Source organism: Serratia sp. Je.1.23.a, assembly GCF_051129805.1.
GTDB lineage: Bacteria > Pseudomonadota > Gammaproteobacteria > Enterobacterales > Enterobacteriaceae > Serratia > Serratia liquefaciens.
Map to the genome: position 1 here is coordinate 1,512,071 of NZ_JBCPSR010000001.1, position 20,513 is coordinate 1,532,583.

The window sequence follows — 20,513 nt, forward strand, 5'->3', positions numbered from 1 at the left end:
AGCCGAAACGAGGATTTATCATGCGCCGGATATTTTGGCCCGTGAGCAATCAAGCACAAAAATGGCAGACCGATCCTGTGGTTGCCAATAAGTCAGGCCCCGCGAGCGGGGCCCAACGTCCTCAGCGGTTAACCACCTTGGCAGGCAATGCAACTACCAGCAATGAACTGATCAGCAGACACCCGGCGAATGCCCACAGAGCGCCGCCGCTTTTACCGGTCAGGTCCAATGCCAGCCCCATCAGCGAGTTACTCACCAACCCGGCAATGTTTGCCAGCGAACAGGCCAGCGCGAAGCCGGTTGCCGCTGCTGTGCCGCGCAAAAAGGTGGCTGGCAGGCTGAAAAACACCGGTACCGCACCGATGATTGCGGCCTGCGCAACAGAGAACAGCAACACCGTGGCGATCACGTTATGGGTGAAGAACGTGCTGCCGGCCATCGCCATCGCGCCGACAATAAAGGGCACAATGATGTGCCAGCGACGCTCACGCATGCGGTCGGAACTGGTACCGATCAGCAACATGCCCAGCAGGGCAGCAACGCTCGGTAACGCAGTCAGCAGGCCGATGGTAGTGATGTTGGTCACGCCGGCAGTCTTGATAAAGGTTGGCATCCAAAAGCCCATGGCATAGGCGCTAAGCAGGATCGAGAAGTCAATGCCACCCAACATCCACACTTTGAGGTTAAAGAAACCGTCGCGAAAACTGTGCTTGCTGTGGCTGGCTTCGGCGTCGTCCTGGGCCAGATCTTCTGCAATGCGTTGTTTTTCGTCCTCGGACAGCCATTTGGCCTGTCGATAGTTGTTCGGCAGCACCCAGAACGTGAGTACGCCCAACAATACGCTGGGAATGCCTTCCAGCAGAAACAGCCATTGCCACCCGTGCAGCCCGTGGCGCATATCAAAATGTCCCATGATCCAGCCAGACAGCGGGCCGCCAAGCACGCTAGACAGGGGCAGGCCGATCATGAACAGCGCAATGATGCGGCCGCGACGGTAAGTCGGGAACCACAGCGTCAGATAATACAGTACTCCTGGCAGGAAGCCGGCTTCCGCTACGCCAAGTAAAAAGCGGATGATGTAAAACTGGTTGGGGGTGGTGACAAACATCGTACAGGCGGAAAGCAGGCCCCAGGTGATCATGATGCGGGCAATCCACACCTTGGCGCCGACGCGCTGCAGGATCAGGTTACTCGGCACTTCAAAAAGGATATAGCCGACAAAGAACAGCCCGGCGCCCAGCCCGAAGGCGGCCTCGCTAAGTTGCAATTGGTCGGCCATCTGCAACTTGGCCAAACCGACGTTGATGCGGTCGAGATAGGCGGCCAGATAGCACAAACAGAGGAACGGGATCAGCTTCCAGGTGATTTTGCGGTACAGAAGCGATTCTGCTCCCGCTTTCCCGGTTAACGGGGTTTCAACAATGGCCATGATGATGTCTCCAGGTGGTGCATAGTGGCCTCCGGAGGAGGAGCGTTGTGTGTTTGCTTTTGAGGCGCTTTCCGCGCCTTCTTTATTGTTCAGCTCTCCGTGCAGGTGAAGCTCTGGGTTACAGCCGGTTCAGATAATCGAGGGCCTCCTTTTTAGTCACGACATCACCGTATTTACTGTCGATGTCGAACAGATTGGCCTCATGCGGCCCGGGGTGACGATCGCCTACGCATTCCCGCACGACGATGGTGCGGAACCCGTGCTGTACCGCGTCCACTGCGCTGGCACGAATACAGCCGCTAGTGGAGCAACCGGCCAACAGCAGGGTATCGACGCCCAGCGCCACCAACATCGGGGCCAAAGAGGTGCCGAAAAAGGCGCTGGCATACTGTTTGGTTAATACCACTTCTGCGGCCAGAGGAGTTACCTGCGTGCAAAAAGCCGCCAGCGGGTTGCCTTCTACCATGTCCTTCATAACCGGAGCTTTTTTCACCCAAATGCCGCCATCGGCAAAATGCCCTGCATGATAGCGGATATTGGTGTGAATCACCGGAATTCCCGTTTGGCGAGCGGTGGCCAACAGCGCCACGCTCTCGTCGACCGCGCTGACCACGCCGGGAGCGAACAGCGGTGCACCCTCGGTTGTGTAGCCCTGCATAAAGTCGATCATCAGCAGGGCCGGATGTCGGCCGAAGCCGATGCGGTTGCCCCAGACGCCGCTGTAATTCTCGGTGAGTGAGTTATCGGCTGCGGATGCCATAGTTGCTCCTTAATAGGCACCGGACAGCAGGGCACCTGCGCCGGGAACGATCGGCTCCAGCTCCAGCGCGGTCAGCATGGCGTAAGTGGTTGCGATGGCGGCGGTCAATACCGGTTTGCCGGTTTGTGCTTCAACGGTAGCCACCGCCGGTAAGGACGGCATTTGCACGCAGGCAGACAGCACGATGACGTCAACGTCGCTCAGATCCATCTCGGCGACAATGCCCGGCAGTTTGGCCGGGTCATGGCGTCCCACGGCCAGATTGTCGGCAATCTCCAGTGCCCGCCATACCTTGACTTCAATACCCTCGTGCTCGATATAGTCCACCACCATTTGGGTCAGGGGTTTCATGTAGGGGGCGACTAACGCAATGCGTTTGGCCCCCAGCACTTTCAGACCGTTGACCAGCGCTCCGGCGCTGCTGATGACCGGAGCGCTGGCGTTATTATCTTGCGTCACCTGTGCCAGTCGGGCCTGTGACTCACGGTGATAGCCCAGCCCCATCGACATGATTGCCACCAGGCAGGCATAACCGAGCACGTCGACTTGTGCGTCGGAAAGTTCCAGAGCACAACGGTCGGATTCGGCGTCCATCGCCGCCAACTCCGCCTTGCTGACGTGTTTCATGCGCATGCGGCTGGAGTGAAAGGTGAAACGCTCCGGGCGGATTAGCTGACGAGCGTTCAGCATCGCCGGAATTTCGGTTTCCATCGTGGTGTTGGAGCTGGGGACGATTTGGCCGATACGGTAATTTTTAGTCATGACACCACTCCTTAATTAATCCAGAAAATTGCCCAGAGCACGGAAGAAACCGTCAAAGTCGTCCCACGGGATCATATGTCCGGCATTTTCAACGTGCGCGAGAGTTATCTCTGGCTGCAATGCGCGGATCTCTGCCTCGTCTTCCTGCTGGATCACGCCGCCAAGGCCCGCGACCATCAGTAATGTCGGCATGCTCAGCGCGGGATAATCGCGATGACTATCGACCTGATGGAAATCTTCATAGGCGCGTTGGATGGCCGGTTCATAACAGGTGTGCAGCCATTCGGCACGCAGTTGGCGCTGCGATTCGCTCCAACTGGGGCAGTAAGTGCGCATCTGTTCGGCGTTCATACCCAACAGTGACTGACGGATCGAATCGACATACCAGGGCCACTTGCCCGGATATTCACGACGACCGGGACCGGAAACTGGCGGGTCGATCAGCACCAGCCGTCGCACCCCTGCCGGATGGAGCGCGGCAGCGCGTAAGGCAAAGCGCGCCCCCATTGAATGACCGAGCAGGGCGTAGTTTTCCAATTGCAAAGCGCAAGCGAAAGAGGTTATGTCCTGGGCACAGGTTTCGGCGTCATAAGCCAGCTCCGGCCCGCTGGCGGATAGACCGCGCCCACGCACGTCCAGCACGTAGGTGTCGTACTTTTCAGCCAGTCGTTCGGCGACGAAGCCCCAGGTGATCGCCGGGCTGGTGATGCCGGGGATCAGGATCACCACCGGGCCTTGCCCGCCGTAGCGCAGATAATGCTGGCGAATGCCGTTGGCCTGCACGTTGGCGCCATACAGAAAGTGGCTCATGCGGCGTTCTCCGATTTCAGCGCTTGCGCGTACAGGTCATAGCCGTAAACCCAGGCGGGATCTTCCTGCGTGCGCAGGAAGGTATTGGCATTGGATACCGCCTGCACGCGAGAGGCGCGCTCTTTGCGGTTGGCTTCATACAGTTGGAAAGCGGTGCGGTAGTCGGTCAGGCCGGTTTCCTGCAGACAACGCGCCAGCATGGCGGCGTCTTCGATTGCCATGGCTGCGCCCTGAGCCATGTGCGGTTTCATCGGGTGGCAGGCATCGCCGAGCAGTACCATGCGGCCTTCGCTCCACAACGGCAGCGGTTTACGGTTCAGCAACGGCCATTTGGTGACCTGTTCGCTGGACTCGATCAATGCCTGCACAATCGGGTGATAACCGGCGAAGGTTTCGTACATTTCCTCGCGGCTGCTGTCGATAAAGCTGCCCTGGAAATCCCATGCCGGGTGCGGCACGCCGCTGACGTAGTAGTATTCGTCACGCTTTTGGGTGGTGTAATAGACCATCAAGTGACGATCCGCCGACCACCATTTAACGCAATCTTCAAAACTCAGGTTGTATTTGGCCAGTTTGTCGCCGCGGATCAACGCCCGGTGCGCCACCCAACCACTGTAGGTTGGGGCTTCAGTGCCCAGCAGGTGTTCGCGAATGCGGGAATTGATGCCGTCGGCGCCAATCACGATGTCTGCACTGGCCTGAGTACCGTCGGCAAAATTCAGCACCACATGGTTTTCGCGCTCTTCAATCTTGCTCAGGTGCTTGCCAAAATGCACGCTGCCCGGTTGCAGTGCCGCCATCTGCAAGGCCTGCAGATCGCCGCGGTGTACCGTCACGTAAGCGGCACCGTACTCTTTGCGGGCAAATGCCCCCAGTTCGATGCGAGATAGATAATCACCCGTTTCGGCGTCGCGGCTGAACCAGAAGTCCGGGTGAGACGCCATTTGCTCCAAGGGCTGTTCAATGCCGAGACGGCGGAAAATCTTCAATACGTTTGGCCCCATATGGATACCGGCACCCAATCGTGAAAACACCGGACTCTGTTCGTACAGGTCGACGGTAAAGCCCGCTTTTTGCAGCAGACCGGCGGCGGCGGCGCCACCCAAACCGGCGCCGACTACGGCAATGCGTTGTTGTTTGCTCATCATTTTTCCCCTGACTGTTGGTTTTTTTACCTGCTATCCGCTGCGATAACGGATAATCGATTTATAGTGTATACGCTAAATAACGCAAAGTTGCACAAGTGTTAATTTTGACTTGGCTCACGCTAATTGGTTGCCGGTTTCTGTTAACCTTATGTTAATCACAGGATGGTAAGGGCTTAAAATAGGATTTGCTTATAGGTGTCTCGGGCTTCTTGCTTCCGGTGGGTTTTTAGTCTTAGATAATTAAAAGAGTGTATTCACTGTAATTTGTACAAAATAACCTCGTTGGCGCCGGGCGCGTCGACCCCTTTAGGCAAAACAGGAGATACCGCATGGCGGTCAATGATAGTCAGTTGGTTCAGCTGTTCGAGCAGGTGCTTACGCTGTCAAAGGTTGATGCTTCGCAAAGCGTGGCGATCCTGAAAAGTCACTATTCCGATGCGCGCACGGTACGCGCAGCTACCGATGCTGCACTGCGATTGGGCGCTAAGGTTTATGCGGTGGAGTTGCCCTCGTTTAACCATCCGCGCGCCATGGGCAACGACATGACTGCTTATTGCGGTGATACGGCATTGACCGGCAACCATGCGGCGCAGCGCGCGTTGGAGGCCGCCGATCTGGTGGTCGATACCATGATGTTGCTGCACTCGCCGGAGCAGGAGCAAATCCTTAAGACCGGCACGCGTATTTTGCTGGCGGTCGAGCCGCCGGAGGTATTGGCCCGGATGTTGCCTAATGCGGAAGACAAAGCGCGAGTGTTGGCGGCGGCTGCCGTGCTGGAACAGGCAAAATTAATGCAGGTGAAATCTGTCGCCGGCAGCGATTTTCGCGCCCCGCTGGGGCAATACCCCACGGTAACCGAATACGGTTACGCCGACGAACCGGGACGTTGGGATCACTGGCCAAGCGGCTTCCTGTTCACCTGGCCGAATGAGGAACAGGCCGAAGGGGTACTGGTGCTGGATGTGGGCGATATCCTGCTGCCGTTCAAGAGCTATGCACGGGAACGGATCACGCTGGAGATAGACAAGGGCTTTGTGACGCGTATTCACGGGGGATTTGAGGCGGAATATCTTCGGGAGTACATGAAATATTTCAACGACCCAGAAGTGTACGGCATCTCGCACATCGGCTGGGGCTTACAGCCACGTGCACAGTGGACGGCGATGGGGCTGCACGACAAAAACGACGGGATGTGTATGGATGCACGTGCCTTCTATGGCAACTTCCTTTTTTCCACCGGGCCGAATACCGAAGTCGGTGGTACGCGTAAAACGCCGTGCCACATGGATATCGCGCTGCGCCATTGCGACATTAGCCTGGACGGCACGACGGTAGTGGCGGATGGCGAAGTGGTGGCTCCTGCGGCGTCCCGAGTAAGCCTGGGCTAACCTTGCTGCTAAACGCGGGGGTTTGTACTATTCTCGGTGGTTTCCATAGATGGTGAGAGTAACGCAATGACGCCCCCCGAATACCCGGCTGCAGAAAGCGGCAAGACCGAAAATTATCATTTTACTGAACAAGTCGGGCACCTGCTTCGTAAGGTTTACCAGCGCCATGTGGCCATCTTTCAGCAGAACGTTGGCGATTCGCAACTGACCGCGGTGCAGTTTATTACCCTGTGCGCGGTGCGTGACATGGGCCCGAGTTCGCTAACTGAGCTGGTGCAGGTGACGGCGGTCGATCAGGCCACCATTCGCGGCATTGTCGAGCGCCTCAAAGCGCGTGAACTGATCACCGTTATGCCGGATCCTGTCGACCGGCGCAAAGTGGTGGTCGGGCTGACTGATACCGGTGCCGATCTGTTGAGGGAGACGGTGCCGCATGCGGCGAAGATCACAGAATTAACCTTCGGCACGCTCAATCCGGCCGAACGTATAGCACTGATGTTCCTGCTCAATAAAATGCTGGAAGACCAGCCACCCGGCTGATTCGCCCCGCGCAACTGCTGTTGTCTGGTGAGTGCGGTGGCGGCGAGGTCACGGCCCACAATTCATACCCTATAGCTTTCAAATTGCAGCCAGGCTGGCAGCTTGCCCACTCTCAAGTCAGTAACTGGGATGGGCAAGTGCGGCAACGACGCAGCGACGTGAAAGATGACGGGTATCACCAGAGCGCAGGCGGAGACGCGAGAATGGCGATATCTGAAGTGCAATCGCCCAGGGAAGGCGCGGTAAAAACGCTGACGGAGCATCCATTGATGCTGTCGGTAAATGGCGAAAATATTCATACCTGGGTGATGGCGGATACGCCTCTGTTATTGGTGTTACGCAACGATTTGGCGCTCAATGGCCCAAAGTACGGCTGCGGCCTCGGAGAGTGCGGCGCATGCACCGTATTGGTTGACGGCATTGCCGCACGCTCCTGCGTGATCCCGGCTCTGGGTGTGACCGGCCGTGAGGTCACCACGCTGGAAGGGCTGGGCGATCGCCAACATCTGCATCCGGTGCAGCGCGCTTTTATTGAAGAACAGGCGGCGCAGTGCGGTTATTGCCTGAACGGCATGATCATGACCACCAAAGCCCTGTTGGATCGAAATCCCTCGCCCAGCGACAGAGAAATCCGTCAGGCACTGTCCGGCAATCTGTGTCGTTGCGGCACCCATATCGAAATCCTGCGTGCGGTTCAGCGCGCTATCATTCTGTATCGCAACGAGGAAACCTCGTCCCATGACTGATACCCATTCCTCATTGCCGAGTCAGGCGGAGCTATTGCAGCGCCAGGGCACGTTGCTGATTGTCGATCAGATCCAACCGCCGCCAGGGCTGGTACCGAAAGGTCAGACGCCGAGCCTGAAACCCAAAGAACGAGGGTTGTTCATTGCCATTTGCGACAGCGGTGAGGTTTATGCCTTCAACGGCCATGTCGATCTGGGCACTGGCGTGCGCACCGCATTAGGTCAGATTGTCGCCGAAGAGCTCTACCTGCGCATGGATCAGGTGCGCATGGTGCTGGGCGACACTGAAAGCACGCCGAATCAGGGGGCGACTATCGCCAGTGCTACCCTGCAGATTTCGGCGGTGCCCCTGCGTAATGCCGCCGCCGAAGCGCGCCGCTGGTTGCTGCAGCAGGCGGCACAACGTTTTGACTTCAGAGTAGAGCAACTGACGCTAGACGACGGCATCGTTGTTAGCCCTGACGGGCAAAGGCTGAGCTATGGCGAACTGGTGGCTGGTGTACATATTGCATTAACGATAAGCGGTGATGCACCGCTTAAGCCGCAGGCCGAGTACCGTTTGGTGGGTACCAGCACCGCACGTGTCGATATCCCGGCCAAGGCCACAGGCGAATCCACCTATGTGCATGATATGCGGCTGCCGAACATGTTACACGGGCGGGTGGTGCGACCGCCCTATGCGGGCTACGACAGCGGTGAGTTTGTCGGCACCAGCCTGCTGGCAGTGGACGAACGATCGATTGCTCATATTCCCGGCATCGTCAAGCTGGTGGTGATAGAAGACTTTATCGGCATTGTTGCCGAGCGCGAGGAGCAGGCGATCAAGGCGGCACAGGCGCTGCAGGTGAGCTGGAAAGACTGGCGGCGTAACCTGCCGCAGATGACCGATGTGGCTCAGGCGCTGCGCGATAATCCCCATTCGACGCGGGTGGTGCATGATACCGGCAACGTGGATACAGCGTTGGCTGCCGCCGACCGACGCTTTACCCGCAGTTATCTTTGGCCATATCAACTGCATGCGTCTATTGGCCCGTCCTGCGCATTGGCAGATTACCAACCACAGCAACTGCGGGTGTGGTCGGGCAGCCAGAACCCGCACTTGTTGCGCGCCGATCTCGCCTGGCTGCTGGAATACCCGGAAAATCAGATTGATATCATCCGCATGGAGGCCGCCGGCTGTTATGGTCGTAACTGCGCCGATGATGTCTGTGCGGATGCGGCGCTGCTGTCGCGAGCGGTAGGCCGTCCGGTACGGGTGCAGCTAACCCGTGAGCAGGAACATCTGTGGGAACCGAAGGGCACTGCGCAACTGATGGAGGTTGACGGTGGGTTGGACGCCGCCGGTGATCCGGTCGCCTATGATTTTCGCACCTATTATCCTTCCAACGGTGCACCCACTCTGGCGCTGTTGCTGACCGGAAGGGTGGAGCCTGTGCCGGTGGCTTATGAGATGGGGGATCGCACTTCGGTACCGCCCTATGAATATCCGGCGTTGCGCGTCAGCATTGAGGATATGGCACCGATTGTCCGCGCTTCCTGGATGCGGGGCGTATCGGCACTGCCGAATACCTTCGCGCACGAGTCCTATATTGACGAACTGGCTATCGCCGCCGGCGTCGATCCGCTTGAATATCGGCTGCGTTATATCAAGGATCAGCGTGCCACCGAACTGATGCGCAGTACCGCCGAACGTGCCGGCTGGACGCCGCATACCGAACCTATGCAAACCCCGGCGGAAGACGGCGTACTGCGTGGACGAGGCTTTGCCTATGCGCGTTATATTCACAGTAAGTTTCCCGGTTTCGGTGCCGCGTGGGCCGCCTGGGTCGCCGACGTTGCTATCGACAAAGTCAGCGGCGAAGTGGCGGTCACGCGGATTGTGGTCGGACACGACGCCGGCATGATGGTCAATCCGGACGGCGTACGTCACCAGATCCACGGCAACGTTATCCAGTCGACCAGCCGGGTGCTAAAAGAGCGAGTGACCTTCGAAGAATCCACGATCTCCAGCAAAGAGTGGGGGGCTTACCCGATCCTGACTTTCCCGGAGGTGCCAGAGGTGGATGTCGTGATGATGCCACGCCCTTACGATCCGCCATTGGGGGCCGGTGAGTCTGCCTCGGTGCCCAGCGCGGCAGCCATCGCCAATGCGGTGTTTGATGCCACCGGTATTCGGTTTCGCGAGTTGCCGATCACCTCTGATCGACTGCGCGAGGCGTTGAACGGTCCGGATAGTCAGCGGCAGCCGTCAACGCAGCCAGTCAAAACCAAACGCAGTAAATGGTGGTTTGGTGGCGTGGCCGGGATTTTAGGCGCCGCGCTCGGTGTTGCGACGACGGCACTGCCATGGCGTGCCGAAATTGCGCCGGTGGCTACCCCTGGCTCAGGTACCTGGTCTGCCGCGACCCTGGAAAGGGGGCGTCAGTTGGCCGCCGCCGGGGATTGCGCGGTATGCCATACCGCCTCAGAAGGGCTAACCAATGCCGGGGGGCGGGCGATGGAAACTCCGTTTGGAACCCTGTACAGCACCAATATCACCCCAGATGTGGAAACCGGTATCGGCAACTGGTCGTTTACCGCGTTCGACCGGGCGATGCGTCAGGGCATCAGCCGCGATGGAAGGCATTTGTATCCGGCATTTCCCTATACGGCGTTCAGTAAGATGACCGAGGGTGACATGCAAGCGCTGTATGCCTATATGATGTCGCAACCGGCGGTGGTGCAAAGTACCCCGGCTAATCAGATGCGTTTTCCGTTCAATGTGCGCCCGTTAATGGCCGGCTGGAATGCGCTGTTTCTCCGCCAGGGCGAATTTCAGTCAAATCCGACGCAAAGCGCGCAGTGGAACCGTGGCGCTTACCTGGTTAACGGGTTGGGCCATTGTGCCGCCTGCCATTCCCCGCGCAATCTAATGGGCGCTGAAAAGGGCGGCAGCAACTTTTTGGCGGGGGCGATGGTGGATGGCTGGGAAGCGCCGGCATTAAACCAATTGGCCAATGCGGACAAATCCTGGACCGAAGAGCAGCTATTCCAGTATTTGCGTAGCGGTCATTCTGCCGAGCACGGCGTCGCGGCCGGCCCGATGGGGCCGGTGGTCGGCGAACTGGCCACACTGCCGGAAACCGACGTTCGAGCGATGGCCAATTACCTGATTTCATTGAGCAACCCGACCGGATTGAACCTGGAACCGCAGGCTAAACCGGCTACCACTCTTTCGACCGCCGTAGGGCAATTGGGCGGAGAACGTCTGTTTCAGGGCGCCTGCCAAGCCTGTCACAGCGCCGCCAGCGGCGGGCCGCAGCTGTTTGGCGTCAGCCCGGACTTGGCGAACAACACCAATATATTCAGCGAGCGGCCGGATAACCTGATTAACGTGATTTTGCAGGGAATTTCCAAACCGGCTACCGCTGATTTGGGCTTTATGCCTGGATTCAAAGACAGTTTTTCCGATCGTCAAGTGGCTGATCTGGTGAATTATCTACGGCAGCATTATGCCGGGGACAAACCGGCATGGCGCGATGTCGAAACGCAGGTTGCCAGGCTACGTGCCAATCCGGGCAGCCATTAACTGTCGTTAAAAAACGGTGCTATTGCGGTTGCAGGAAAGCAATAAGCCACTGCGCCGGTAGCGGTAACTGGGCCAACTGACGCACTACGATAGACAGCTGGCGTGTGGCCCAGGTATCGTCCAGCACAAGAATTCTGACTTGCATGCCCGGCCATTGCCGGGCGATCTCCTCCGGTACCACGGCGATACCGGCACCACGCGTCACCATCCGACACACCACTTCAAAGCTTCCTGCCCGGGCGCGTAAGCGCATTGGGCCGCCGTTGCGTAGGGCGTGTTGCGCCAAATGTTGCTGCAGCGCGCTGTCGTCGCTTAAGCCAATAAAGTCATATGCCAGCGTTTCGCTAAAGCTGACGTTGGCGCGCCCGGCTAACGGATGATCGACCGGTAGCGCCAGCACCAGGCGATCCTGGCGGAACGGGTAGCTTTCCAGCCCGCGCAGGTCGGCGTGGTTGGCGACAATGCCGATATCCGCAGTCTGATCGAGGATCGACTGGCTGATCGCCGTGCTGGGCAACTCTTCCAACGCAATGTCCGTCTGTGGGTTAAGCAGCAGATAGTCGGCCAGCAGCTCCGGGAGAAAAGCGCTGGCGGCGACGGTATTGGCCAGAATACGCAAATGGCAGGCGTTGCCCGGGGAGAACTCTGCCATATCCCCCCGTAGCCGTTCGCTTTGCTGTAACAACAGACGAGCATGGCCCAACAGGCGTTCACCGGCCTGAGTGGTTTGTACTCCCCGCGCGCCCCGGGCCAAAAGCTGAATACCAGCCTGTTGCTCCAATCCGCGAATGCGGGCACTGGCCGATGCCAGCGACAGGCAGGCACGATCGGCCCCGGCGGTGATGCTGCCTGCCTCTGCCACGGCGATAAACAGCCGCAGGTCGGTAAAATCGAAATGCATCGGCTTCTCCTACGTATTTGCCTCAGGCTGGCTCAGTGATTGCCGCATTGTGCGGCAGGCAAGGGCTGCGGACAATCCATACACCAAGGGATAATGAGGAAGGATAGACCTATGACGTTGACGCTACCTGAAATTTTAGCCCTGCTGGGCATCTTTATGCTGGCGGGCACGGTAAAGGGAGTGATTGGCCTGGGGCTGCCGACGGTGTCTATGGGGTTACTCAGCCTGCTGATGTCTCCGGCACAGGCTGCGGCGCTGTTGCTGATGCCGTCGCTGGTGACCAACTTCTGGCAGCTGTTCACCGGGCCGGACGTCCGTGCACTTTGCCGCAGGTTGTGGCCGATGATGCTCTGTGTCGCCATGGGCACAATGCTGACCACGGGCACCTTGACCACCGGTCAAAACCGGTTGGCACCGATAGCGTTGGGGGTCTGTTTGGTCGTTTACGCGCTGTTGGGTTTTAGCCGTTTTCAGTGGCGGCTTTCATCCACGGCTGAGCGTAGGTTGGGCCCTCTATGCGGTGTACTTACCGGGCTGATTACCGGTGCTACCGGGGTATTCGTGATCCCGGCGGTTCCTTATTTAAATGCATTGGGATTGGCGCGTGACGATCTGGTGCAGGCGTTGGGGCTGTCATTCACCGTTTCGACGTTGGCATTAGCCGCCGGCCTGGCGTGGCAACATGCATTGACGGGCGCGTTGCTAGGCACCTCATTATTGGCATTGCTTCCTGCGCTGGTGGGGATGTGGTTGGGGAGTGTGCTGCGCCGGCATTGTCGCCCTGCGGTATTTCGTCGCTGTTTTTTTATCGGTCTGTTAGTTTTGGGAATTGAAATAGTGTGGAATGGCATTTATTAAATGCGAGTAAATAATATTTCACGCAGTTGCGAAGTAATTGGTTTGTATTAGAGGTTGAATTAAGTATTCCGCATAATTCATTCTATTTAGTTAACTTGACTCTATCGGCGGAAATGGTTTTATATATTGACATGGCGGCGACGTGTATTTATATCTATATCTTCCTTGCGCTCTTCAAAGAGGGAGAGCGAAAACAATTTCGACAGCTTTTATCATTGTACTCTTTGTCATTGCGCTATCCCATAATCTGTTTTTATTGTGGGGCTTATCCAATATGTCGGCCTGATGAGGAACAGTAACCCTGATGCAATGGCTAAATGGATGATTTGTTTTTCATTGTCGCCAGGGGTGATGGCATTGATGAAAAAATTATATAATTCAGCGTGAGGATGAGTCCGCAAATGGAAGCGTCGCGGTCAGTAAGATAATTATCGACCCAAGATCCCGATAAAGGTGTAACCCCCATGTCAGAACGTTCTCCCCAGATTTATCGTGAGGGTTATTTCGCTGCGCAGGTCAACAAAGCTGAGGGTGAGGTAATTATTCCTGCCAGCCTCAGTCTGACCGCCTATGCCTGGGCCAGCATCTTGCTGGTGTTGGCTATCGGGCTATTTCTGATTCTGGGTGAATATACCCGTAAAGCGCGTTTGGACGGTGTGGTGATGCCATCCAGCGGCTTGATCAAGGTGGTTGCCCGCAGCGCCGGACAGGTTACCGAACGTTTAGTGACGGAGGGGGCGACCGTGAAAGCCGGCCAGGCACTTTATCGGCTCAGCGGCGAATATTTCAATGGTCAGGGTATCGCGACGCTGGCGTCGGTTTCCGACTCGTTAAAACGGCAATATCTCATGCTGGAGCGCCAACGCGCTCAAGAACTGGCCACTCGAATTTTACAGCAAACCGGTGTGCGCCAGCGCATGACGCAACTTCAGGATGAACTGGCCAGCGCAGAGGCGGCAATGGTGGAGGTAAAGCAACAGGCGGAATTATCGCATTCGCTGATGGCACGCTACCGCAAGCTGATCGGCAAAGGTTACGTTTCCGAACTTGAGTTTCAGCAGCAGAAAATGACGTTGTCGACGGCGCGGGAAAAAGTAGAAATGCAGCGTCAGGCGCAGTTGCGGTTAAAGCGTGAGCTTGCCGCGGCGGCCTCGGAACTGCGGACGCTGGCGCAACAGCAACAAGGGCGTGACGCCGAACTCGAACGCCAGTTGCAGGGCATCAGGCAACAGGAAATAGAACTGGTTGCCCAGCGTGACCACACGCTCACTGCGCCGGTAGACGGGCATGTCGTAGTAGTGCTGGCCCGGGCGGGGCAGACGGTCAAGCAAAACGATCCTTTGCTGATGATGGTCGCTGACGGTGCCGAGCTGCAGGTTGAACTCTTTGCGCCCAGCAAAGCGGTGGGCTTTATCAAACCTCACCAACGGGTCGGGTTGCGCTTTGCCTCCTTCCCCTATGAAAAGTTTGGCGTGCAGTATGGCGCCACCCGCGCCATCACCGATGCCAGCCTGAGCGCCAACGACGTCATGCAGCAAAATCCGATGACCTGGAAGGAAAACGAAGGACATTACCGCGTCATCGTTGCGATGGAGAAAACCACCATTACCGCCTATGGTCGCCAGGAACCATTGCGCGTCGGGATGACCGTTTCCGCAGACGTGGAGTTGGATCGCCGCCGCCTGTACGAGTGGCTGCTGGAGCCGTTATGGAGTCTGCAGGGAAGGATATAAACATGGACGTTACAGAAGGGCTCAATTGGGGCTGGCGAAAGCGCCTGCCGTTGATACGCCAAACGGAGTCCGCAGAATGCGGCGTGGCGTGCCTGGCGATGATTGCCGGTTGGTATGGGCATCGCATAGATCTGCCTACGCTGCGTGCGCAGTTTAAAGTTTCTCAGCTCGGCATGACCTTCTCGCAGCTGATTGCCTGCGCCGAACGGCTGCACCTGAGCGGCCGAGCGGTACAGCTGGAGCTTGAAGAGCTACACCTGTTGTCGCTGCCCTGCATTTTGTACTGGGACATGAATCATTTTACCGTGCTCAAGCGGGTGCGAGGGCAAACTCTGGAGTTGCATGATCCTGCGCGGGGCCTGGTTAAAATGAGTCTGCAGGAGGCAAATCGTCACTTTACCGGCGTGGCGATGGAATTGACGCCAACCCATCAGTTTGTCGTCAAAGATCAGATAAAAAAGATCCGCCTGAGGGAGCTGATCGGTAAAACTCAGGGGCTGAAGGCGGCCTTGGCCCGGATCTTCTGTTTCGCGCTGGCGCTGGAAGTGTTTGCGTTGATCGGCCCATTAATCAACCAACTGGTGATTGATGAGGTGCTGGTGGCGTTGGACGCCAGCTTATTGACGTTGATCGTCATTGCCATGCTGCTGATGGCCGCCACCCAGACGCTGCTGGAGCTGGCCCGCCAGTGGGCGACGCTCACCATGGCGGTCAACTTCAATATGCAGTGGACGGCGAATGTTTTTCACCACCTGTTGCGGCTCCCTATCAACTGGTTTGAATCGCGCAACATGGGCGATATCAGCGCGAAATTTGATGCCGTCGACACCATTCAGGACACCCTCACCACCACGCTGCTTGAAGCCTTTTTGGATGTGCTTTTGGTCCTCGGTACCTTGACCATGATGTTTTTCTACAGCGTGAAGTTAACCCTGGTCGCTTTGGCCGCCGCGATGGTGTATGGGCTGCTGCGCCTGTTTTGGTTCAGTACGTTGCGTAAAGCGGCGGATGACTCCTGGGTTGCCGGCACCCAGGAATCCAGTCATTTTCTTGAAAGCCTGCGCGGCGTGCTGAGCCTGCGGGTCAACGGGGCGCTTACGCCGCGGGAAACGGTTTGGCGTAACCTCAATGTCGCACGGCGCAATGCTGAACTGCGCGAAAGCAAGCTGATGATGATTTACGGCATTATGCAAACCGTCATTGGCAGCCTGGTTGGGGCGGCGGTGCTGTGGCTGGGGGCCGGGGCGGTGTTGGCCGGGCAGTTTTCAGTCGGCATGCTGGTGGCCTACATGTCTTTTCAGGGCCGGTTTTCCGCCAGTATCAGCGGCCTGATCGACAAGGCCGTTGCCTACAAAATGCTGGATGTCTACAACCAACGGCTGGCGGATATCGTGTTGACGGCACGTGAAGACGCAGCGGCGCAGGCGGCGGGCAACGCAACGCTGTTATTGTCCGCCAGCGCCTGGCCCCAAGATCGGCCGGCGCTGAGTTTGGAGCAGGTCAGTTTTCACTATGCCGGCACCGAATCTGAAATCCTGTCGCAGGTCTCGCTGGACATTATGCCCGGTGAGGTAGTGGCACTGGTAGGGGCGTCCGGCAGCGGCAAAACCACATTGGCCAAACTGGTGTTGGGGCTGTATTCGCCCACGGCCGGCGTGATACGTACGCTGGGCATCGAGCATCGACAGGGGGATTATTCGCAGGTACGTCAGCATATCGGCGTAGTCTTGCAGGAGGATCAGCTGTTTCGCGGTTCTATCGCCGAGAATCTGTCATTTTTCACGTCACGGGTTGATCAGGAAAGGCTCGTTGAATGCGCGCGGCTGGCACAGTTGGATCTGGATATCGATAACCTGCCGATGGGTTACCAGACGTTAATCGGTGAAATGGGAGGCACCCTGTCTGCCGGGCAAAAACAGCGCTTGTTGTTGGCGCGGGCGCTTTACAAAAAACCACGGCTGTTGATCCTGGATGAGGCGACCAGCCATTTGGACGTGAATAATGAAATGTTGATTAGCCATACCCTGCGCCAGCTTGGCCTGCCGATTTTACTGATTGCCCATCGCCCGGAAACCATCGCCTCGGCGGATCGGGTCGTCGAACTGGCGGCCGGGCGTCTTCACCGGCGCAAAGGGTGAATCAACCCTCTTCGACTCGAAGAGGGTGCGGATCAGGCCAGCGGCCCACCCAGAATCGTTTCTTTCATGCCTGAAAGAATGCGTTCACCGGTTTCGGTTTTCAGCTCCTCGTACCAACTGCGGGTGACGTCCATCTCTTTGCCGTGTGTGACATCACAGCGCTTACGTGCCTTCAGCACCAAATCTTTCACCCGATAGCTGCGTTTTTCCTGATAGCGCAGCAGCGCATCTTCAATACCCAGTGAATTGGTCTGCAAAGCGATCGCCAGCACCACCGCGTCCTCCATTGCCGCGCAGCCGCCCTGACCGATGTCCGGAGTGGTGCTGTGCCCGGCATCGCCCAGTAAGGCTACGCGGCCCCGCACCAATTGTTCGAAAGGTTCGATATCGTGGATCTCAATGCGGTTGACGCTTTCCGCATCGATTGCGGCAATCAGTTTCTGCACCGGTTCGGCCCAGCCGGCAAAGTAACGTTGCAGGTCGGCTCGCGCGGTGCTGCGGTCTTCCGCCAGCCCGGTTGGCAAGGGAACGTCGAAGAAAAAGTAGAAGCGGTTGCCGGAGACCGGCATCATCGACACGCGCTTACCTTCGCCGACAAAGGTGGTCCACTGGTCGGCCGGTGCGATGGACTCATCAATGGTGACCAGCCCGTTCCAGTTGACGTATCCGGCATAGCGCCGATCCACGCCATGGCCCAGCACATAAGGGCGAATAGCAGAATGGGTGCCGTCGGCGGCGATCAGAAAATCTCCGCTGGCCTGGCTGCCGTCTTCAAACCAGGCGGTAACGCCCTGTGGGGTTTCTTCAATACCGCTAACCCGTTTGCCGAAGCGCACCTGGTCGCGGCCGTAGGTGTCCAGCAACATGGCCTGCAGCTCGGCGCGCGCTACCGGGTAAGGGCGTTCGCCGACGCTGGTGATTAACGGATCCAGACTAAAACGCGTCAGCGTTTGTCCGTGCAGGTATTCCTGATAGGCCATGAAATGCATCGGCCCCCCGAGCGCCCGCAGTTGTTCTTTCATCCCCAGATAGTTGAGGCATTTGACGCCGTTAGGCCAGATCGAGATTGCTGCGCCAACCGGTTTGATCGCTTTGACCGCTTCAAAAACCTCGGTCTCGATACCGCAACGCTGCAATGCGATGGCGCTACACAGCCCACCAATACCACCGCCAATGATGATTGCTTTCATGTTTTTCTCCTCCATAGCCACGATGGGGAGAAGCAATTTCCGTACCAGTCAACCAATACCGCTGCCGTCAACGTGGCCGTAGCACCATCAGGGGCGTTTCTGATGCAATTTGGTGCAATCCATGAGCGATAACGGAGCAGGGTTTCGAGGAGCATTGAAATCTCGCAGAGCACGAATCAGCAACGGAAAACGGCGACTGAATGTTAAACAGACAAAATAATAGACTACGCTAACTATTAGCCCGTCGCGTCAGTGCAGGCAGACGGCGCAGATAAAAAGAACGATGTCGCCGCATTGATTAAGGTTGATCGGCATTTTGGAGCGATGAGCAATGAAACTACCTCAAGTCCCGCTTACCCGGCGGCGGTTTATCGTTGGCGCCAGTGCATTGGTGATCGGTGCCTATCTGCCGTCAACCGGCGCACTGGCGCGTACAACGACGACCACGGCGCCAGAAAACACCGCTTATGAAGCCAATGCTTTCGTGCGGATCGACGAAAATGGCATTGTCACCGTCCTCAGTAAACACACCGAAGTGGGCCAGGGCGTTTATACCGGCATGGCAACGCTGGTCGCTGAAGAGCTGGATGCCGACTGGTCGCAGGTGCGGGTGGTTGCCGCACCAGTGGATACCAACGTCTATAAGAATCTGGCGTTCGGTTTTCAGGGCACCGGCGGCTCCAGCTCGGTGGCCAACGCCTACGAGCAGATGCGTCGCATGGGCGCGATGGCGCGCGCCATGCTGGTTCAGGCCGCTGCCCAAAGTTGGAAAACCTCAGCGGAAGAAATCACCGTGCAGGCGGGCAAGATCCGCCATGCCGCAAGCGGTCGCGAAGCAGGGTTCGGTGAGTTTGCGGCGCTGGCCAGCCAACTGCCACCGCCCGATCCCGCCAGCCTGACCCTGAAGGATCCGAGCCATTTCACCCTGATCGGTAAGGTCAGTGGCTTGCACCGCGTAGACTCGTTGGCGAAGACCAACGGCTCGGCGCAGTTCACTCAGGATATTCATGAGCCGGATATGCTGACCGTTACCATTAAAAAACCGCCGCGTTTTGGCGGCAAGGTGGCCGCGTTCGACGCCAGCCGGGCGCTGAAGGTGCCGGGCGTGGTGGATGTGAAACAGACCGATACCGGCGTGGCGGTATATGCCAAAAATACCTGGGCGGCGATCCAGGGCCGTGAAAAATTACAGGTGGAGTGGGACGACTCGCAGGCAGAGCGGCGCGACACCGAGCAGATATTTGCCGAATTCCGTCAGGTGGCGCAAAAGCCCGGCGTAGTGGCGAAAAGCCAGGGCAAGCCGGGCGAGATTTTCGATAAGGCGGATAAGGTGATCGAAGCGGAATACACCTTCCCCTATGTGGCCCATGCGCCGATGGAGCCGCTGGATGGCTATCTGTTTTGGGATGGCGAGAGCGTCAAGGCACGCTACGGCTGCCAAATCCAAACCCTAGACCATAAACAGCTGTGCGATCTGTTCCAGCTACCGCCGGAAAAAGTGCAAATCGACACCATTTTGGCCGGCGGCAGCTTTGGCCGCCGCATCGATCTGGGCAACCCGAAGCTCGGGCCTGACCTGGCGGCGGACATGGCCGCGGCGGCCAAAGCTATTGGGCCCGGTCACGGGGTCAAAGTGGTGTGGACGCGAGAGGATGATATTCGCAACGGCTGGTATCGTCCGATGATCCTCCACCGGATGAGAGGGGCGATCCGCGACGGTAAGGTCGTGGGCTGGAGCGATACCGTCGTTGGTCATTCCTGGACGCTTAACAGCGCGATGACGGCGCTGGTGGTTAACGGTCTCGACCAGATGATGGTCGAAGGTGCCAGCGAAGTGCCGTACACCTTCGAAAACTTCCTCTGCGACGCGCATATCGTCGCGGGTAAAGTGCCGACCACCTCATTAAGATCGGTCGCCAGTACTCATACCGGTCACGCCGTCGAAAGTTTTATTGACCAGCTGTTGCAGGAGACCGGGCAGGATCCGGTCGAGGGGCGTCTGGCATTGATGGGTGATGCGCCGCGTGAGGCCGGCGTGCTGCGGGCGGTGGCCAAAGCCGCCAACTGGCAGGGCGCTAAGGTGGTGGATGGACGAGCACGCGGCGTAGGCGTCGCCAAGGCGTTTAATACTCGGGTGGCGCAGATAGCCGAGGTGTCAATCGGCGAAGGTGGCATTCCGCGCGTGCACAAGGTGTGGTGCGCGGTGGATTGTGGTGTGGCGGTCAATCCGGATGTGATCCGCGCGCAGATTGAGGGTGGCATAGGTTATGGCCTGAGTATTGCGTTGTACGGCAACATTACGCTGAAAGACGGGGTGGTTGAGCAGTCCAACTTCAATAATTTCCGTCCGCTGCGCATCGACGAAATGCCGGAGATAGAGGTGATTATCGTACCTTCAAGCGAAGCGCCTACCGGCGTTGGCGAGTTGGGGGTGCCAACCATCGCTCCGGCCGTCGGCAATGCACTGGCACTGCTCGGGAGACCTCGCAGTTCACTTAGCCTGCCTTTACACCGTCCCAACCGTGACGCCAGCGTCTGAGCA

The 20,513-nt window shown here is 57.8% G+C and carries 15 protein-coding genes; 8 read left to right on the top strand and 7 right to left on the bottom strand.

All coding sequences use genetic code 11. The features are described 5' to 3' along the window. Window positions 1-121: 121 nt before the first annotated feature. The 5 genes from AAZT04_RS07320 to AAZT04_RS07340 all read right to left on the bottom strand — a co-directional run bounded on the left by AAZT04_RS07320 (window position 122) and on the right by AAZT04_RS07340 (window position 4,909). Entirely contained in the window at window positions 122-1,429 is a 1,308-nt protein-coding gene (locus tag AAZT04_RS07320; protein ID WP_048759082.1) for an MFS transporter, read from the bottom strand. A 118-nt stretch (window positions 1,430-1,547) separates the two neighbouring features. Then, window positions 1,548-2,189: an N-carbamoylsarcosine amidohydrolase gene (locus tag AAZT04_RS07325; RefSeq protein WP_048759080.1), complete on the bottom strand. Its 642-nt coding sequence runs from the start codon at window positions 2,187-2,189 to the stop codon at window positions 1,548-1,550. Window positions 2,190-2,198: 9 nt separating this feature from the next. Further along, window positions 2,199-2,951, bottom strand: coding sequence for a maleate cis-trans isomerase family protein (locus tag AAZT04_RS07330; protein ID WP_048759078.1), 753 nt, complete (start codon window positions 2,949-2,951; stop codon window positions 2,199-2,201). Between the two features lie 15 nt (window positions 2,952-2,966). Beyond that, the gene (locus AAZT04_RS07335; RefSeq protein WP_122079251.1) at window positions 2,967-3,761 is read right to left on the bottom strand and encodes an alpha/beta fold hydrolase; all 795 of its coding nucleotides are present in this window, start codon (window positions 3,759-3,761) and stop codon (window positions 2,967-2,969) included. Then, window positions 3,758-4,909 carry an FAD-dependent monooxygenase gene (locus AAZT04_RS07340; protein ID WP_041414542.1) on the bottom strand — a complete coding sequence of 384 codons (1,152 nt, stop codon included), beginning with the start codon at window positions 4,907-4,909 and terminating at the stop codon, window positions 3,758-3,760. Before AAZT04_RS07340 ends, AAZT04_RS07335 begins: the two co-directional genes overlap by 4 nt. A 329-nt stretch (window positions 4,910-5,238) precedes the next feature. On the opposite strand from AAZT04_RS07340, the gene AAZT04_RS07345 reads away from it, so the two are divergent. The 4 genes from AAZT04_RS07345 to AAZT04_RS07360 all read left to right on the top strand — a co-directional run bounded on the left by AAZT04_RS07345 (window position 5,239) and on the right by AAZT04_RS07360 (window position 11,151). Continuing rightward, complete coding sequence (locus AAZT04_RS07345; RefSeq protein WP_434679444.1) at window positions 5,239-6,297, top strand: 2,5-dihydroxypyridine 5,6-dioxygenase; 1,059 nt, start codon at window positions 5,239-5,241, stop codon at window positions 6,295-6,297. Between the two features lie 66 nt (window positions 6,298-6,363). Further along, entirely contained in the window at window positions 6,364-6,837 is a 474-nt protein-coding gene (locus AAZT04_RS07350) for a MarR family winged helix-turn-helix transcriptional regulator (protein WP_048759071.1), read from the top strand. Between the two features lie 203 nt (window positions 6,838-7,040). After that, window positions 7,041-7,583, top strand: coding sequence for a (2Fe-2S)-binding protein (locus AAZT04_RS07355; RefSeq protein WP_048759069.1), 543 nt, complete (start codon window positions 7,041-7,043; stop codon window positions 7,581-7,583). After that, on the top strand, window positions 7,576-11,151 hold the full coding sequence (locus tag AAZT04_RS07360; RefSeq protein ID WP_434679447.1) for a molybdopterin cofactor-binding domain-containing protein: 3,576 nt from the start codon (window positions 7,576-7,578) through the stop codon (window positions 11,149-11,151). Before AAZT04_RS07355 ends, AAZT04_RS07360 begins: the two co-directional genes overlap by 8 nt. Before the next feature lie 19 nt (window positions 11,152-11,170). Here AAZT04_RS07360 and AAZT04_RS07365 read toward each other — a convergent pair whose 3' ends face one another. Then, a complete protein-coding gene (locus tag AAZT04_RS07365) occupies window positions 11,171-12,052 on the bottom strand; it encodes a LysR substrate-binding domain-containing protein (protein ID WP_434679449.1) in 882 nt (293 codons plus the stop codon). A 111-nt stretch (window positions 12,053-12,163) separates the two neighbouring features. On the opposite strand from AAZT04_RS07365, the gene AAZT04_RS07370 reads away from it, so the two are divergent. The 3 genes from AAZT04_RS07370 to AAZT04_RS07380 all read left to right on the top strand — a co-directional run bounded on the left by AAZT04_RS07370 (window position 12,164) and on the right by AAZT04_RS07380 (window position 16,781). Beyond that, window positions 12,164-12,910, top strand: coding sequence for a sulfite exporter TauE/SafE family protein (locus AAZT04_RS07370; RefSeq protein ID WP_046373620.1), 747 nt, complete (start codon window positions 12,164-12,166; stop codon window positions 12,908-12,910). A gap of 464 nt (window positions 12,911-13,374) precedes the next feature. Then, complete coding sequence (locus AAZT04_RS07375) at window positions 13,375-14,643, top strand: HlyD family secretion protein (protein WP_434679451.1); 1,269 nt, start codon at window positions 13,375-13,377, stop codon at window positions 14,641-14,643. A 2-nt stretch (window positions 14,644-14,645) separates the two neighbouring features. Further along, a complete protein-coding gene (locus AAZT04_RS07380; protein ID WP_149573319.1) occupies window positions 14,646-16,781 on the top strand; it encodes a peptidase domain-containing ABC transporter in 2,136 nt (711 codons plus the stop codon). A 32-nt stretch (window positions 16,782-16,813) separates the two neighbouring features. Here AAZT04_RS07380 and hpxO read toward each other — a convergent pair whose 3' ends face one another. Next, window positions 16,814-17,971, bottom strand: coding sequence for an FAD-dependent urate hydroxylase HpxO (gene hpxO / locus AAZT04_RS07385; protein WP_434679454.1), 1,158 nt, complete (start codon window positions 17,969-17,971; stop codon window positions 16,814-16,816). A 331-nt stretch (window positions 17,972-18,302) separates the two neighbouring features. Here hpxO and AAZT04_RS07390 point away from each other — a divergent pair, with 331 nt between their 5' ends. Next, window positions 18,303-20,510 (top strand): molybdopterin cofactor-binding domain-containing protein, encoded by a 2,208-nt coding sequence (locus AAZT04_RS07390; RefSeq protein ID WP_434679456.1) that lies wholly within the window; start codon window positions 18,303-18,305, stop codon window positions 20,508-20,510. The last annotated feature ends 3 nt before the right edge of the window (window positions 20,511-20,513 follow it).